The following is a 16,364-nucleotide window of genomic DNA, read 5'->3' on the forward strand; positions in this document are numbered from 1 at the left end:
AGGGCGGCAATTAGCCGCCCTACATCTTCACATAACTAAAGACACTAAGGTTTGTTAAGCTCAGGGTGACGAGCTACCTCTTTTTTGACTCGCACGGCAAGTAAGGCTGCTATAAACCCGAGCAATTCAGGATCGGTATCGGTGGGTAAACCCTGTAAATATTTTGCCGGTAACCTGTAAACAATTATCAGCGGTAAAAAACTCGCAACGCTCTGCGCTCTGTGGTCGTCACCGTCAATCCAAGCGCAAACTAACCCTCGTTCGAGGTTGGTATAATCAAACATTAGCATTCTCCTGAGGTTGTAAATGCTAGACCATTGCATCATAGCGCTCGCGTCTGACAATTTTAGCTCGACCAAACACCATTAATATTTGCCTACAAACCGAACTTTGGAAGCAAATAAAGTAATGGTGAAATACCCCAAAAAGTGTCAAATCGTATTGACGAGTTACAGTTTGCCATTTTTCGACCAAAAGTCATTGATATAAATAGATTTTCATCTTGCGAAGCTACCCCCTAAAAACAGCGATTTTAGGGGGGCTTTCGACACATTATTCCGCCGAATTCTGATGAGTTGAAAAGCAATAATTTTGTTATAAAAATAAGGGAAAGCTTGATGAAAAAAACGTAGAGTAATAGCAATAACTCTCCATAAACTAGGCAGCAAAAATTTGCTTTTATGTGTGCTCACATCTTAGTCGTTTCAGATATTCGTTAATCAGTTCCACTGAGATTAAGCCGCCCTCAATAATCACTAGATGCTTGATTTTACTAACCTAAAAATCCATTCAGTCAAACATCTCTATGTCTGACTGAAAATATAGAAAAAACCAATAGGTTAAATACTCGAAAGATACACACCGCAACCAGCTATGTAGATAACGAAACCTGTTTATGTTGTAGATTTTTTTAACGCTCGCTGCACGCTCGACAAGCTTATTCTTAGCTCCTTAGCGATCTTTCTGTAACTTAAACCTGCTAGCCTCAACTCCACTACAGCGTCTTTATTAATTGTAATTTTTCGCCCTTTGTATACACCGCGCTTTTTGGCGAGAGCGATACCCTCGGCTTGCCGCTCTCGAATCATCGCGCGTTCAAACTGATAAATAGCGCCTAATAGGGTGAGTAGAAGTTGGTTCATAGGGCTGGAACTATCAGCAGTAAAGACTAAATTTTCCTGATGAAAATGTAGTGATACCCCTTTAGATAGGAACAGCTCGACGAGGGAAAGTAAGTGTCCAGTGTTTCTGGCTAAACGTGAAATGTCATGAACGTGAACAATGTCTCCAGCTCGAATGTGTGCCAGCAAATTATCTAAACCAGGCCGCTGTTTAACAGAGCCAGAAATATTGTCCTCAAAAACAATATCCAGCTGCAACCCGTGTAACTGCCGTGTAGTTTTCTGCTCTGCAGTGCTTACTCGTGTATATCCAATATTCTGTCCTTTCATATCCCCACCTATATTCAATTGGCTTTAGAGTGAATGAAACGTTTGTGTTCAAAACGTTATATCCACCCTATTGAATACGAAAGTCGACATCTGACAAATGTGGTCACATGGGTATACCCTAAATAAAGATTGCCAAACTAGTGGGTTTACAAAAGGAAGATATTAAGTGTCATAAGTGTGCACACACTTTGTATAACCAAAAGGAATAAATGAACCATTGCATGCTTCCTTTTGTTCTAAAAATAGCCGCTAAACCACTCCTAGAAGTTAAGCTAGGACTAGGGAGACTCTAAATATGGAAAACGGTATGAACAATTCTCCCAGCGGAACACTACTAAATAAATCACAAGTTGCGGCAAAAACAGGGTTAAGCGCCTCCACAATCTATCGACTATGCCAAGCAGGTAAATTCCCAAAACCTGTTCGTTTGTCAGAGCGTCGGGTAGCTTGGAAAAAAGAGGATGTTGAAAAATGGTTCGAAGACTTAAATTACGCATAATGCACGATCCTATGGCTGCGTCATTCCATTTAAACAATATCATTAACAATTGACACTGGTGTCAGTTGTTAACTCATTATCGAACAATTTCGAATTAGTAACTCGGATTGAATCCACCTACTTCGGATAACCTGCATTTAGGTAAATCGAAGTAGATGGTGTCGCTATTGAGAGTATTGCTGATGCAGCTATAAGGTGTGATATTGCTTATTCATAGTGAGAATGCTTAGTGTCTTAAATTGCCTGTCCCAGTGATTAAATGACAGTCATCCTCCCTTCAAACTAGCCTCATTTATGCTAACCCATCTAAGTTATAGCACTGATTTAACTTAATTCTTCTACTTTACGAGCTTTAAGAAACTTCATGAGTTTCTATGAATAGCAGGAGCGGTGATTAAGGGTCACTGCAAATGCTAAACATCCGTCCCAATATTGACTAAGCTAAAAATCATATATTACTTCATGAGAGCGCTTAGGCTCTGCACTCTTTACTAACTACTATCTCACCTTGTTCCATATCTGCCTTGATGCTTAATGTATGTTTTGGATATTCAAGCGTCAGCTCAAGAGCTTGCTCGATCCAAACAAACTGCTGAACTTGAATATTAGCTTGTTCACTCAAATCGTGGATCACCGCCACTTTAAAATGCTCATCGACAGAGCGAACAATAGAGTAAGCTAAATCTGTGGTTGCAGGATTATCAGGCGCGTAGCCGCGTACCAAGCTGGCTGGACTATTAGTTATAATATGCTGATTAAACGCCGTTTGTTCTTGTATATCGTAACTAAGCTTGTAGCTTTCATCAATTTGTTGCTGATGGCATTGCACCATTCTAGCTAATGGTCCCTGCATCGGGTTATCACATTTATGAGTGGCATCTAATTGTTTGTGTTTCCCTCGAACATGCCAAACTAGATCTAGCTGCCTGCCCTTTGAGTTATCAACATCGTTAAACTCAATGAGCAAGTCTCCTAACCATAACAATTGACGACGATACTTAAGGCCGCGATACGCCTCTTCATCCCATTGCACAATAGTATGGCTATCTACAACAGGCAGCTCTCCGCGCCAATCTACCTCCACATCCAACCAAGTAAATTTGTCTGTTACCAAAAATTTATTTACTTTAGGCGTGGCTGGGGGCTGATTTTTTTGCTCAACGGCCAGGGTATTATGGGTAAGCGTATTTTTGTAATATTGGTAATGCAATTCAGCCCCATAGCCGGTGGTACCAAGGTCAGGCAAAATTTCTTTCCCTTTGCGGCTTATGATCAGGCCCAGTTGGTCATAATGATCATGTTCCCCGCCATAAGGAGCATGCTTAACCAATAACATGTTATCCCGAGTGTTATCATGCATGATAGTAATACCAGATTGCTCAGCGTGAATACTGTTGCAGGCTAAAGGCTTAGCCGGAGGCAGTTCCTCAACACCATAGAGTAAAGCCTCAATATTGTGACGCTCTTCTGCTTGATAAATAGTTTGTAATGCCGAAGCAAACAGCGGGTCTCGGTACTCTCGGTAAGCAAACTCAAATATATGACTATGGGTGAGCCTCTCTTGACCAGCAATACAGTCATTCAATCGAGGGAAGTTGCCAGTATTGATGAGAAGCTTCAGTGGAAAGGCCATCATTAGCTGGAGCTTAGGTTGATCTTTTAGAGAATACTGAGTTTTACAGGCAATTTTTTCAAAATTAAGCAAGGCTTGTAGAGCATAGTAATGATAGTGAATAGAGCCTTCAAACCACAATCCATCGCCTTTAACGCCATTTTCTAATTGGTATTTAAGGCCATAAGGTGTATTGACCGCAAACTCTACTAGCTGCTCATTATCGATGATTAAACCGATTACACCAATGGTCGCTGAAATTTTCATTTCATGATTATGCAGTTGGTCACTACGGTGCTGCATTAAAAATTCAGCGCCCTCCAACAATAAGCGTTTCTCGACATAAAGCTGTTCTTCACGATCTAAATCTTCTTTTATAAAATCGTAACCGCGAGCGAAATCGATATTACAGTTTGCCTCGCACAAGGTTTGAGCATTGGCTTTACCAGGACCATTATAAGGGATCCCTCCATGCTCTTGGTAATCAGGGTAAAACTCGGCGTAAGCTAATAAGATCTCTCTAACCTTATGCAAATAACGTTCGTTTTTAGTAATTTGCCAAAGTAGCCCTAAATCATTGCAAGCTTTCGAATTCAATCCATTCAGCCAGCGCCACCATGCGCCATCATAGGGCTCGCCAGTTAATACTTCACCATCAACTGGGCAAACATGCTCTGTTGGCTTATTTCTATCCCAAGTTAAGCGCACACCGTGTTTTGGGCAAAAGTAGTATAGATTCCAAGTGGCCCTAGCGTCTGGTGGAACGAGCGTTTCAGACTCTAGTACTACAGAGTTATCAGCAATAATTTGATCAATGATCTCTTGATTTGCATGCTTGCGTATAACCGCCATTTCTTTTTCAGTAAACTGCAACATAATGAATACCTATACATCACCTAACCGGTGTGGAAAATTAAAATACTGCCTGGCATTTCTATAACAAATATTTTCTACGGTTTGCTTAATTAGCGCTTGGTCGTTAGGCATATATCCTTTATCAATCCACTCGCCTAAGAGATTGCATAAAATGCGACGAAAGTAGTCATGCCGCGACATAGATAAAACACTTCTAGAGTCTGTCAACATGCCAACAAAGCGACCAAGAGCCCCCAAGTTAGCAAGATCCTTAAGCTGCTTTTCAATTCCAGATTGATGATCATTAAACCACCAAGCTGCGCCCAATTGGATTTTTCCTGGCTGTGCATCACTGTCTTGAAATGCACCAATAATAGAGCCTAAGACCACGTTATCTTTTGGATTTAGGCTATACAAAATCGTTTGAGGTAAACAGCGATCCTCTTCCAACAAGTTGAGTAGCTTACATAAGCTTTCAGCGATCGCATTGTCACCTATAACACTAAAACCAGTACCCTTTCCCAACGTATTGCAACGACGCTTATTTACATTACTCAACACTCCAATATGCAACTGCATAGACCACCCATGCTGATGACAGGCCTTTCCTAAAGCGTGAAAAATAGCAGTTTTAAATTGTGTCTCTGCCAGCTTACTTAAGTTCTCTCCGCCAATCAGTTTGGCTATCGAATCATCTAAGTCTGCATAAGAATATTCAGCAAAATCAATAACCTTTAAGCCCAAATCAGATAAGCGACAGTTATTGGCGGCAAAATAATCAATACGGGAATAAATGGCCTTGAGGTAAGAACTAAAATCACTAATCACCACTCCGCTAACTTGGCTCAATGATTCAAGCATATTAAGAAACAATTTGGGTTCCTCAATGGCTAGTAAGTCATCAGCACGAAAAGTGGGTAGCACCTGAACAGGATAGTCTGAGGCTGCAAGTTGTTGGTGATAAACCAAGTTACTAAGAGGACTGTCAGTGGTACATAGTAGTTCTACTTTACTGTCAATAAGTAAACGCCGTACCGAATGAGAGCTAGACTGCAATAAATCATTACACCGCCGCCATATTTCATCACAATTGTCGGGGTTGAGCAGCAGGTCAATATTAAAGTACTTTTTTAGCTCATAATGACACCAATGATATAAGGGATTACCGACCAAATAAGGAATGGTTTCACACCACTTTTCAAACTTACTGTAAGCATCCGCCCCTCCAGTAATATAGAACTCATCAACGCCATTACTGCGTAATGCCCGCCATAAATAGTGATCACGACTCAACCAAGCATCTGCAATATTTTGGTACTGGTAGTCGTTCCAGATATCCTGAGCCTCTAAATGGTTATGGAAATCAATAATAGGCATTGACTCAGCGTAGCTATGGTAAAGCGTTTCAGCTGTATTCCCTTGTAACAAGAAGTTTGGATGTATAAATACCGACATAATTAAGTTTTTTAATAAGTGATTGGAAAATAACTAATTTATTTAAAGTTATTTTCTAAGAACTTATGGATTCAACACGAAACAAAGGCCTAGAGAGGTTTTAAGCTCTCTAGGCAAAAGCTTATTTAGCTGTACTGAGATTTAATGCTGATTGTTCTCTAGCGCTTTTTAGTAATAAGCTACCCACCGTAACAATCACCAAGCCACAGAACACAAAGGCCATACGTCCCCAGAATGGATTTGGTATCAGTACCATCGCACTCACAAGCGCACCAAATACCAAGATTAATTTGCCCAACATCTCACGCTGTTGGCGATCCATTTCGTCTTGACCTGCACCCTCAATCACTGGGGTATCTACATCATTCCAGAAAGCCGCTAGCTCTTTGCTACGCTCTGCTTTTGGCGCTTTGTAGAATTTGGTAGTAAGACAGAAGAACCCACCTGTAATTACCAAGTGACCCACAATACCTAAGAGTACTTTTAAGTCTTTCGCTTCACGTCCAGTAAATGGCGATTCTAGATTTAACCAGTTATTAATCACTTCTGCCGTGAAGACAAAACTCACCAAGTAAGACACTATCATGCCCACAACCAAGGTGGCCCATGCCGCCCAATCTGGCGTTTTCTTGATAAACATACCAAAGAATAACGGCACCAAAATTGGCATTTGTAATAAGGTACTCACGTACATCATTGCATCAAATAGGCTTAAGCCTCGTAGGGAGTTGATGAACAGTGCCACCATAATAATCAGTACACCAAATACCAGCGTCACTAGTTGGCTCACTCGCATTAACTTCTTATCATCTGCAGTTTTGTTGATGATAGGCGCATAGAAGTTACGTACAAATACGCCTGAGTTACGGTTTAAGCCTGAATCCATAGATGACATAGTGGCTGCAAAAACAGCAGACATTAGCAGCCCAACCATGCCTACTGGCATCGCTTTTTCAACAAAAACCAAGTACACCGCATCGGCCGCTTTTTTACCTAACTCTGCGGCATGCGCTGTCGCTGCATCAGGATAAATAACTGCGGTTACCCAAGGAGGTAGGAACCAAATCGCTGGACCCACTAGCATTAACACAAAGGCTAGTAAAGCGGCTTTACGCGCATTCACAGAGTCTTTAGCAGTTAAGAATCGATATGAGTCTTGCATGTTATTGATGTTTTGCAATTGCTTAACGAACATGAAGATAAACCAAGAGATAAACAGTAATGGGTAGTTCATCCCTGAGCCCATAATACTCTCTGCGGGGAATTGCTCAATTAAGTTCGATGGACCACCAATCTTCACTAATGCAGCCACCGCACACACAACCGTTACCGCCATGATAACGACCATTTGTACAAAATCTGAAGCTACTACACCCCATGCTCCACCAATCACCGAAATAAACAGAACAATTAAGCCTGTGGCAACAATGGTGGTTTCAATATCAATTTTAAATACTGCACTAACAAACAGCGCTAAACCATTTAACCAAATACCGGTGTAAACAATGCTTGTTGGCATGGTTGCCCAGGTAAAGACTTGTTCATTGGTTGTGCCAAAACGACGGCGTACCCCTTCGATAGGAGTCACCACCCGCATTTGGCGGAAGCGGTAAGAAAAGTACAACCAAGAAAGCAAAAAACCAAACGCATTGGCCATGAACACAACCATAATAGGGAAGCCATCCGTGAACGCTTTACCCGCTGCTCCTGTAAATGTCCAAGCACTAAACTGCGTCATAAATGCTGTGGAACCTACCATCCACCAAAGCATTTTGCCGCCCCCACGGAAGTAGTCACTAGTAGAGCTACCAGCAAATCGTTTGAAGATGACCCCTATCGCTATCATGAAGATAAAATAGACGCCCACTACGAGCATATCGATATTCATTTGGAACTCCTTCTCACTCACAAATTATTTTTTGAAACGTTGTTTTATTATTGCATTAATAGCGGTTCAATAAAGAGTTCGTATAAGAATATGTGATCCATGCTGAATATATTACTAGGTGATGGAAGCGAGAAAGTGGCATAAGAACTATCGCGAACAAAAGCGAGGAGCAATAAAATCTCAACGTTTACTGCAATACACAAAATAAAAAAGCCAAGATTCTAGCTAAGAATCTTGGCTTAATATGTTTTTCTATATAGCTAATAAGCTCTAAATTTTAAATAATTACAACCATTTGAACTATTAAAGCTAAGTAGGCTTCCAATAAGAGATTTAGTACTAACATAATTAGAGCTCACAACCAGTTCGGAAGTATCATCGAGTGCTCTTACCATGCCGCGAAAATCACAGCTAGAGTTAGTGTCACTATCCCACACTTGCACTGTTTTATCGCTTAAGGGACGATCTATTTGCAAACACAGACCATCGTGAATAATCAGTTCTTGCTTGCTACCCCAAGCATAACTAAGTACTTCACTACAATCAGCGTTTACCGGAGGGTCAACCGGCTCTTCTGGCTCAGAAGGTTCGGTAACAGGTCGTTGCCAAGATCCCCCAGCGGTGTTGACACCAGAGTGAGGGATTTGAGCAAATACCCCTTCAGCAATCAGTTGGTTCCAAGTAGCAATAGGCGCGCCATCAACATTTAAATGTTCAAACTGACTACCATTCCATCCTAGAGCGTACTCAACGTTAGGAGTATCAAATAAGCCCCAAGTTTCTATCGGCTGACCAGCACTTTTTGCCTTTTTAAAAGTATTATTTAGCAACACGTTGTTAGGTCCAGTTGGCCCAGACCATTTACTAGCGTGATCACCTGATCCAACCCAAATAGGCTGCCATGTCGAGCCCGCTTCTGGAGCCCCATTTGACCAACTACGATGCTCAAAAGGTACTTCAACAGTATTATTACGGATCAGGTTATTGCGCTCCCAGCCACCATGTAAGTTCAAATCTTCATTTAGATAGTTATTCTCTACAATATTACCCGTAGCCGACCACTGTAGCGCTAAATGTCGAATGTTTTTGATAGTATTGTCTTTGATCCAACTATCGTAAAGCTTTGAGCCTCTAAAATATCCATTCCCCCCGGCACCTTTATTCCAGGATCCATTAATATTGTTATCTGATATCGTTACATCTTTTGCAAACTCAGTCACAATTGGATGCGATCCAATCATTTCAATATTTAGGTTTTTCACCCAACCATTTTGTACCCACTTCAAAATGACCCCATGGATAGCATCTTGAGAACAAACATTCTCGTAACGATACAACACGCCATTCGGGTTTTGCGGTGAGTAAGCTGCAGTGTTATAGCCCTCACAGGCACTGCCACTGGTATCCATGGTTAAATAGAAATCTTGCAATCCAAAATTTTGGATGGCAGTAACGGGCATTGCTCTGCTGTTATAGCCAGACTCATTATTTAGCGGAAGGTTAAATTCAAGCGGACGATCAAGTGTCACTTCATCTGAGCTAATATCCACTTCCAGCACTTTAAATATCTGAGTACGCATATGACCGGTCATAATATGCGTAGCACTTCGTCGCGACGTGGGAACTTGCCCTTTATCGAGAAATGCTTTATCACTCGCTGCACCAATATAGATGAAATCACCAACAGAAAACTCTTTAGCCTTACCGGATTCAAGCACCACACTGGTATCGCCAATACTTGCGGTTTCGGCAAACTCAATAGAGTGCTTCCAATGAAAGTTTATACTTCCCTCATAGGCCTGTTCTTTGGCATGCATCTGGCGAGTTTCAACTCGAAACACAGCAAAACCAGGCCAATATTTTTTATCAAAATCTGGCGCATTATCACTTCCAACCCCATATGGCGACCAAGATTTAACAACGATTTTTGTGCCACTAACTGGGTCGCTACCAGCACCACGAATAACCAAGCCGGATTTATCAACATGAATTTCGTCGCTAAGGTTAATTTCCCCTGCGGGAAGCTGAATCAAGGTAAGAGCATCGGGGTTATTAGGTACCATATTATCGATAATGGCTTGCAGAGCATAGGAGTCGTCTACTCCATCGTTACTATTAACACCATGTTGGGTGGCATCAATCACTAAATCAAATTGACTAGGTAGAGGCCCTCCTCCATTGTAGCCAGGTGCCGCTGATACCCACGAAGCCCCCACTAAGTAACTAAGCACCACTGTACCTGCCACTTTTTTCAATTTCATTTGAATCTCCTTATAGAAAGAAAACAGCGTTAAAATGCCAAAAAAGACCTTGGACTCTTACTACATACCACTTACCACTTACCACTAGAATCGTTAGCCACTTTGACTAATAAGAGGCGCCACTTACTTATAGCGGCCCTCATGTATTGATATCGTTTATAAAGAAAGGATGAGCGCATCTTCAATGATGCGCGTTGAATCTAGACTACTGAGCTAGTTTGTAACTTTATTGTTGATCTAGCGCTTTTTAGTAATAAGCTACCCACCGTAACAATCACCAAGCCACAGAACACAAAGGCCATACGTCCCCAAAATGGATTTGGTATCAGTACCATCGCACTCACAAGCGCACCAAATACCAAGATTAATTTGCCCAACATCTCACGCTGTTGGCGATCCATTTCGTCTTGACCTGCACCCTCAATCACTGGGGTATCTACATCATTCCAGAAAGCCGCTAGCTCTTTGCTACGCTCTGCTTTTGGCGCTTTGTAGAATTTAGTAGTAAGACAGAAGAACCCGCCTGTAATTACCAAGTGACCCACAATACCTAAGAGTACTTTTAAGTCTTTCGCTTCACGTCCAGTAAATGGCGATTCTAGATTTAACCAGTTATTTATCACTTCTGCCGTGAAGACAAAACTCACCAAGTAAGACACTATCATGCCCACAACCAAGGTGGCCCATGCCGCCCAATCTGGCGTTTTCTTGATAAACATACCAAAGAATAACGGCACCAAAATTGGCATTTGCAATAAGGTACTCACGTACATCATTGCATCAAATAGGCTTAAGCCTCGTAGGGAGTTGATGAACAGTGCCACCATAATAATCAGTACGCCAAATACCAGCGTCACTAGTTGGCTCACTCGCATTAACTTCTTATCATCTGCAGTTTTGTTGATGATAGGCGCATAGAAGTTACGTACAAATACGCCTGAGTTACGGTTTAAGCCTGAATCCATAGATGACATAGTGGCTGCAAAAACAGCAGACATTAGCAGCCCAACCATGCCTACTGGCATCGCTTTTTCAACAAAAACCAAGTACACCGCATCGGCCGCTTTTTTACCTAACTCTGCGGCATGCGCTGTCGCTGCATCAGGATAAATAACTGCGGTTACCCAAGGAGGTAGGAACCAAATCGCTGGACCCACTAGCATTAACACAAAGGCTAGTAAAGCGGCTTTACGCGCATTCACAGAGTCTTTAGCAGTTAAGAATCGATATGAGTCTTGCATGTTATTGATGTTTTGCAATTGCTTAACGAACATGAAGATAAACCAAGAGATAAACAGTAATGGGTAGTTCATCCCTGAGCCCATAATACTCTCTGCGGGGAATTGCTCAATTAAGTTCGATGGACCACCAATCTTCACTAATGCAGCCACCGCACACACAACCGTTACCGCCATGATAACGACCATTTGTACAAAATCTGAAGCTACTACACCCCATGCTCCACCAATCACCGAAATAAACAGAACAATTAAGCCTGTGGCAACAATGGTGGTTTCAATATCAATTTTAAATACTGCACTAACAAACAGCGCTAAACCATTTAACCAAATACCGGTGTAAACAATGCTTGTTGGCATGGTTGCCCAGGTAAAGACTTGTTCATTGGTTGTGCCAAAACGACGGCGTACCCCTTCGATAGGAGTCACCACCCGCATTTGGCGGAAGCGGTAAGAAAAGTACAACCAAGAAAGCAAAAAACCAAACGCATTGGCCATGAACACAACCATAATAGGGAAGCCATCCGTGAACGCTTTACCCGCTGCTCCTGTAAATGTCCAAGCACTAAACTGCGTCATAAATGCTGTGGAACCTACCATCCACCAAAGCATTTTGCCGCCCCCGCGGAAGTAGTCACTAGTAGAGCTACCAGCAAATCGTTTGAAGATGACCCCTATCGCTATCATGAAGATAAAATAGACGCCCACTACGAGCATATCGATATTCATCTTGAATTCCTTTTCATTTTAACAAGCATTTGAATTAATTTTTTAAAACAATGTTTCAATAATAGACAATAACTAGTCATATTAAAGGGAATTTAAGGGAATTTGTGATCTAGACGTTGCTAGTTTTTAGGAAAATAGATGTGTATCGCAGATAAAGTAGAAACACTAAATAGTCTTAAAGCATGCATTGGAATTCACAACATACTTAGTTAAAACAATAAGTTAAAACCATCTCCAAATATCATGTAAGCTAAGGAATTGCTTACTAAAAAACTATCAAGTTAATCAGTAAGCAAAGGAGGGAATTAAGGACAAAGCATTGCCTAAGCAATCACAGAGGCTACATTTCTAACTAAAGATGCGAGCTCATCCCAGCTTTGGTTATCAATGAGCTTGTTAGGAACCATCCATGTGCCACCACATGCTATTACACTAGATAAGGCCAAGTACTCTTTTACATTTTGTGGGTTTACCCCACCTGTTGGCATAAATTTAATCGGGTAAACGGCACTTAAAGCTTTTAGCATTCCAACTCCACCAGATGGTTCAGCAGGAAAAAACTTTAAGGTATCTAAGCCGAGTTCCATCGCTTGCTCTGCCAAGCTAGGGTTGTTAATGCCAGGAATAATGGGCATACCACGCTGTTGGCAATACCTTACCGTTGTAGGATTGAAACCAGGGCTAACCACAAAATCAACACCAGCATCAATTGCTTGATTAACCTGCTTAACATTTAATACGGTTCCAGCGCCTATCAGCATCTCGGGGTAAGCCTCACGCATCGCCATTATAGCGGCAACAGCCTGTTCCGTTCTAAAGGTCACCTCTGCACACGGGAGGCCATTTTCAATGAGTACCTCTGCAAGTTTTACTGCCTTTGATGCATCGTTGATAGCAATAACAGGTACCACCTTAATCTCACTCAAGCGTTGACTAATCGTTGCCATAAAAATCTTCCTTAAATTGTAGGCATAGCGTCGCGAGGTATTATCGCTCCGCGAAATTGTATAACGCTGCCTGCGAGAGCATGACCCGCTTTAGCAGCCTGAATAGGATCACCACCGCTAAGTCGTTTAGCCAAATAACCAGCACTAAATGAATCACCAGCCGCGGTAGTGTCGACAACATTTTCTACTAAGTTGGCTGCAACAGCTTGCAGCCCTTTATCAGTTACAACTAAACAAGCCTCTGCGCCACGTTTGACGACAATCTCTGTAACCCCAAATTGTTGGCTTCTAGCAATAGTTTGCTTTTCTGTTTCATCACCCCAGAGCATCACCTCGTCGTCGTAGGTCAACAATGCGACATCGGTAATAGTGAGAATGCGGCTATAACACTGTTGTGCTTCAGCACGATCACCCCACAATGTCGGGCGATAGTTATTATCAAACACCACTTTACTGCCTTTTTTTCTACAAATAGTTAGCGCATCAATTAGCTTTTGACGATATTCCTTAGGTAAAATGGCTAAGCTAATACCGCTCAAGTACAAGGTTTGATGTTTAGAAAGCTCGCTCGCTAACTGGCTGGGTTCTAGCCCATGCATCCAGTACTTTGCGGCAGAATCATTACGCCAATAGAAAAAACTACGCTCGCCATCATCACTGGTTTCAATGGCATAGATCCCCGGCAATTTATCCTCGGAGAGATACACCATATCAGTATTCAAGGCTTCGCCTTTCCAAGCATTAAGCATGGCTAAGCTAAACGGGTCACGCCCCAAGCCAGTGACATAAGAAGTGACAACACCGTTAGCTTTAGTTAATCGAGATAAATATACAGCCGTATTTAAAGTGTCACCGCCAAACCCTTGCTCTAAGTTACCCGACACTTTTTTAAGCTCTACCATACACTCGCCGATCACGGCTACACGACAACTTGGGGGCATTACAATTTCCTACTACCATTTAGAGAGTTAACCCAACACTCGCTTGATTACTGTGAGTTGCAGTTAATCGCTCGCCATCTATTTACAGCGAAACACAATCGAAGTCATCAAGCGAATAACACAGCCAGCCATAATATTGGCATTAATCTAAAATCGATCTGATATAGCTTTCTATTTCTGGTACCTGACAATGTTCAAAGAAGCATTGTTGAAAGCGCTCACCAGACACAGCTGTTTTAACTAAATCACGATCGATAGCTTGCAGTGCCTCTAAGTAATCATCCTTTATCACGGCAGCCTTAACTTGGTTAAGAATACCAGCATTGCGTTGCTGAGGTTCGGCGCGCTCAAGCGGGTAACCCATGCCACGCTCGCCAGTGGTGAATGCTTTCTCAAAAATATAACGAACATTGAGTTCAGCTCCCCACCCAAAACCTTTAGCAAAGGCCAACGCTAAAGCGTTCCCATTATTAATCTGGTTAAATAGAAAAGCATCTGAAGGATCCAAGCAGTAACCACAAACCACTCCAGGATGAATATTCAGGGACATCATGGCGCCTTGACCTGTACCACAACCGGTAACAATGAAATCAACAGCTTTTGAGTTAACTAAAATGCTCGCCATAATTCCAAGGTGAATATAGGTAAGATGGTGGTCGTTTTCATCGCTCATGCCTACATTAAATACCGCATACTCTAAAGGCTTTACCACGGTATTAAGCTGCTCAAGTACTGTTGCATTTTTAGCGGCTTGACTATTTTCCATCATCAACGCAATTTTCATATAGTTCTCCTGCACCAAACGATGCTCAAAAAGTTAAAATAATTAAACGAAATCTTTACGCATAGGGGTGAAGTTATCGATAAGAATACCCGCCTCTAAACAAACACAACCGTGTTCAACATTTGGCTCTTTGTACATAGTGTCACCCGCCTTCACCACCTTGGTTTCACCGCCAATTGTGAATTCAAACTCACCAGATAGTACGTAGGTTAACTGTTCATGAGGATGACTATGCATAGCCCCAATAGCACCTTTCTCAAAATGCACCTCTACGGCCATCATATTGTCGCTATGTGCCAAAATCTTACGTGAAACACCTTCGCCTAAGTCTTCTAATTCAATTTGATTATTGTAAACAAACATATTTATACCTATTAATTCGCTACGATCTTGGTGTGCTGTTCTCTGTATAAGCGGCAAATTGTCACGGTATTCATCATGATCACTGACATTTCTAACAATGTACCGCCGATTGAACCAACAAGGATGTTGTTGATTAACCAGCAACAGGCTCCCAGTAAAAAACCTATTCGTAACTTGATTCCTTTGAGTACAAACACCGAGTAAGTGCCAATAACCGTGCCAACTATTGGCCATAGCTGCCAAACATTATCAGCCAAGGCCAGCCCACTAACGACACTGATGGCAATGAATATAAAGGCGAACTTTTTCGATGAAAAATGTATAGCTGTTGCAGTTCTAACGGCCGAGAGCAATGCCCCTAAAGCCGAAACGATTGACCCCAACAACAAGTAATGCACAACATGATTGAGATTAAAGATGAGCATAACTACCTTCAGCCTCTTATCGTCTTTTTGATAAAAAGTAGAAAGACCTAGCACAAAACTAAGCAGGCCAAATGCTTGCGCAGTTATCTCTAAACTCATCATATGCACTCTACCTCTATGACTAGCGGGCTAACCAGCCGCCATCAACAGCGATGGTATAGCCATTAATATAATCAGCAGCTGCTGAAGCAAGAAAGACACATGGGCCAGCAACATCTTGAGGAGTACCCCAACGGTCGGCTGGAATGCGGTCAAGAATCGCATTGCTCCGCTCAGCGTCTTCACGTAAGGCCTGAGTATTATTGGTGGCCATGTAACCAGGAGCAATGGCATTAACATTAATGTCATACTGAGCCCACTCATTAGCCATCGCCCTAGTAATTCCCATCACTGCACTTTTAGATGCAGTATAAGAAGGTACGCGAACACCACCTTGGTAAGACAGCATTGATGCAATATTAATTATTTTTCCACCAGTACCCTGAGAAATAAACTGCTTAGCAACGGCTTGAGACATAAAGAAAACAGTTTTTGAATTAATATTCATCACGTCCTCCCAGTCTTGCTCTGAGAACTCAATCGCATCATTTCGGCGAATAATACCGGCGTTGTTAACTAAAATATCTATTTTGCCAAATTCAGTAATTGCCTTATCAATCACTAATGGAATATCTGTTTGTTGTAGCAGGTTTGCTCGCATATCAAAAAATGTATGACCTGCTGCACGCATCATTTCAATAGTTTCTGTAGGCTCAACATAATTAACGCCAACAACTTTACAACCCGCTTCAGCTAAACCAAGAGCCATACCTTGACCCAAGCCCGTATCACAACCGGTTACTATTGCTACTTTTCCTTGCAGATTAAATGACTCTAACACCATGTTTTTATCCTCACTGTGTTTTTAAAGCGGCGA

The 16,364-nt window shown here is 41.9% G+C and carries 14 protein-coding genes; 1 reads left to right on the forward strand and 13 read right to left on the reverse strand.

Annotated features, from left to right (window positions below):
- Positions 1 to 44: 44 nt before the first annotated feature.
- On the reverse strand, positions 45 to 284 hold the full coding sequence (locus K5L93_RS07350) for a hypothetical protein (RefSeq protein ID WP_220719130.1): 240 nt from the start codon (positions 282 to 284) through the stop codon (positions 45 to 47).
- 609 nt (positions 285 to 893) lie between these two features.
- A complete protein-coding gene (locus K5L93_RS07355; RefSeq protein ID WP_220719131.1) occupies positions 894 to 1,451 on the reverse strand; it encodes a recombinase family protein in 558 nt (185 codons plus the stop codon).
- Positions 1,452 to 1,746: 295 nt separating this feature from the next.
- Here K5L93_RS07355 and K5L93_RS07360 point away from each other — a divergent pair, with 295 nt between their 5' ends.
- Positions 1,747 to 1,950, forward strand: coding sequence for a helix-turn-helix transcriptional regulator (locus tag K5L93_RS07360; RefSeq protein WP_220719132.1), 204 nt, complete (start codon positions 1,747 to 1,749; stop codon positions 1,948 to 1,950).
- A 472-nt stretch (positions 1,951 to 2,422) separates the two neighbouring features.
- Here the strand turns inward: K5L93_RS07360 and K5L93_RS07365 are convergent, their stop codons facing one another.
- From K5L93_RS07365 to kduD, 11 genes are all read right to left on the reverse strand, one after another.
- On the reverse strand, positions 2,423 to 4,438 hold the full coding sequence (locus K5L93_RS07365; protein WP_220719133.1) for a heparinase II/III domain-containing protein: 2,016 nt from the start codon (positions 4,436 to 4,438) through the stop codon (positions 2,423 to 2,425).
- Positions 4,439 to 4,447: 9 nt separating this feature from the next.
- Positions 4,448 to 5,872 carry a glucuronate isomerase gene (uxaC, locus tag K5L93_RS07370; RefSeq protein ID WP_220719134.1) on the reverse strand — a complete coding sequence of 475 codons (1,425 nt, stop codon included), beginning with the start codon at positions 5,870 to 5,872 and terminating at the stop codon, positions 4,448 to 4,450.
- A 121-nt stretch (positions 5,873 to 5,993) separates the two neighbouring features.
- On the reverse strand, positions 5,994 to 7,760 hold the full coding sequence (locus K5L93_RS07375; RefSeq protein ID WP_220719135.1) for a sodium:solute symporter family protein: 1,767 nt from the start codon (positions 7,758 to 7,760) through the stop codon (positions 5,994 to 5,996).
- Positions 7,761 to 8,020: 260 nt separating this feature from the next.
- On the reverse strand, positions 8,021 to 10,021 hold the full coding sequence (locus K5L93_RS07380) for a right-handed parallel beta-helix repeat-containing protein (protein ID WP_220719136.1): 2,001 nt from the start codon (positions 10,019 to 10,021) through the stop codon (positions 8,021 to 8,023).
- A 200-nt stretch (positions 10,022 to 10,221) separates the two neighbouring features.
- Positions 10,222 to 11,988 carry a sodium:solute symporter family protein gene (locus K5L93_RS07385; RefSeq protein ID WP_220719137.1) on the reverse strand — a complete coding sequence of 589 codons (1,767 nt, stop codon included), beginning with the start codon at positions 11,986 to 11,988 and terminating at the stop codon, positions 10,222 to 10,224.
- Between the two features lie 323 nt (positions 11,989 to 12,311).
- Positions 12,312 to 12,935 (reverse strand): bifunctional 4-hydroxy-2-oxoglutarate aldolase/2-dehydro-3-deoxy-phosphogluconate aldolase, encoded by a 624-nt coding sequence (locus K5L93_RS07390; RefSeq protein WP_220719138.1) that lies wholly within the window; start codon positions 12,933 to 12,935, stop codon positions 12,312 to 12,314.
- Between the two features lie 11 nt (positions 12,936 to 12,946).
- Positions 12,947 to 13,876: a 2-dehydro-3-deoxygluconokinase gene (gene kdgK / locus K5L93_RS07395; protein WP_220719139.1), complete on the reverse strand. Its 930-nt coding sequence runs from the start codon at positions 13,874 to 13,876 to the stop codon at positions 12,947 to 12,949.
- Between the two features lie 142 nt (positions 13,877 to 14,018).
- Positions 14,019 to 14,660: an RpiB/LacA/LacB family sugar-phosphate isomerase gene (locus tag K5L93_RS07400; protein WP_220719140.1), complete on the reverse strand. Its 642-nt coding sequence runs from the start codon at positions 14,658 to 14,660 to the stop codon at positions 14,019 to 14,021.
- Between the two features lie 42 nt (positions 14,661 to 14,702).
- The gene (locus K5L93_RS07405) at positions 14,703 to 15,023 is read right to left on the reverse strand and encodes a cupin domain-containing protein (protein ID WP_220719141.1); all 321 of its coding nucleotides are present in this window, start codon (positions 15,021 to 15,023) and stop codon (positions 14,703 to 14,705) included.
- Between the two features lie 11 nt (positions 15,024 to 15,034).
- The gene (locus K5L93_RS07410) at positions 15,035 to 15,550 is read right to left on the reverse strand and encodes a YgjV family protein (RefSeq protein WP_246615016.1); all 516 of its coding nucleotides are present in this window, start codon (positions 15,548 to 15,550) and stop codon (positions 15,035 to 15,037) included.
- A 19-nt stretch (positions 15,551 to 15,569) separates the two neighbouring features.
- On the reverse strand, positions 15,570 to 16,331 hold the full coding sequence (gene kduD / locus K5L93_RS07415; RefSeq protein WP_220719142.1) for a 2-dehydro-3-deoxy-D-gluconate 5-dehydrogenase KduD: 762 nt from the start codon (positions 16,329 to 16,331) through the stop codon (positions 15,570 to 15,572).
- Positions 16,332 to 16,364: the final 33 nt, after the last annotated feature.

The organism is Agarivorans litoreus, assembly GCF_019649015.1.
Lineage (GTDB): Bacteria > Pseudomonadota > Gammaproteobacteria > Enterobacterales > Celerinatantimonadaceae > Agarivorans > Agarivorans litoreus.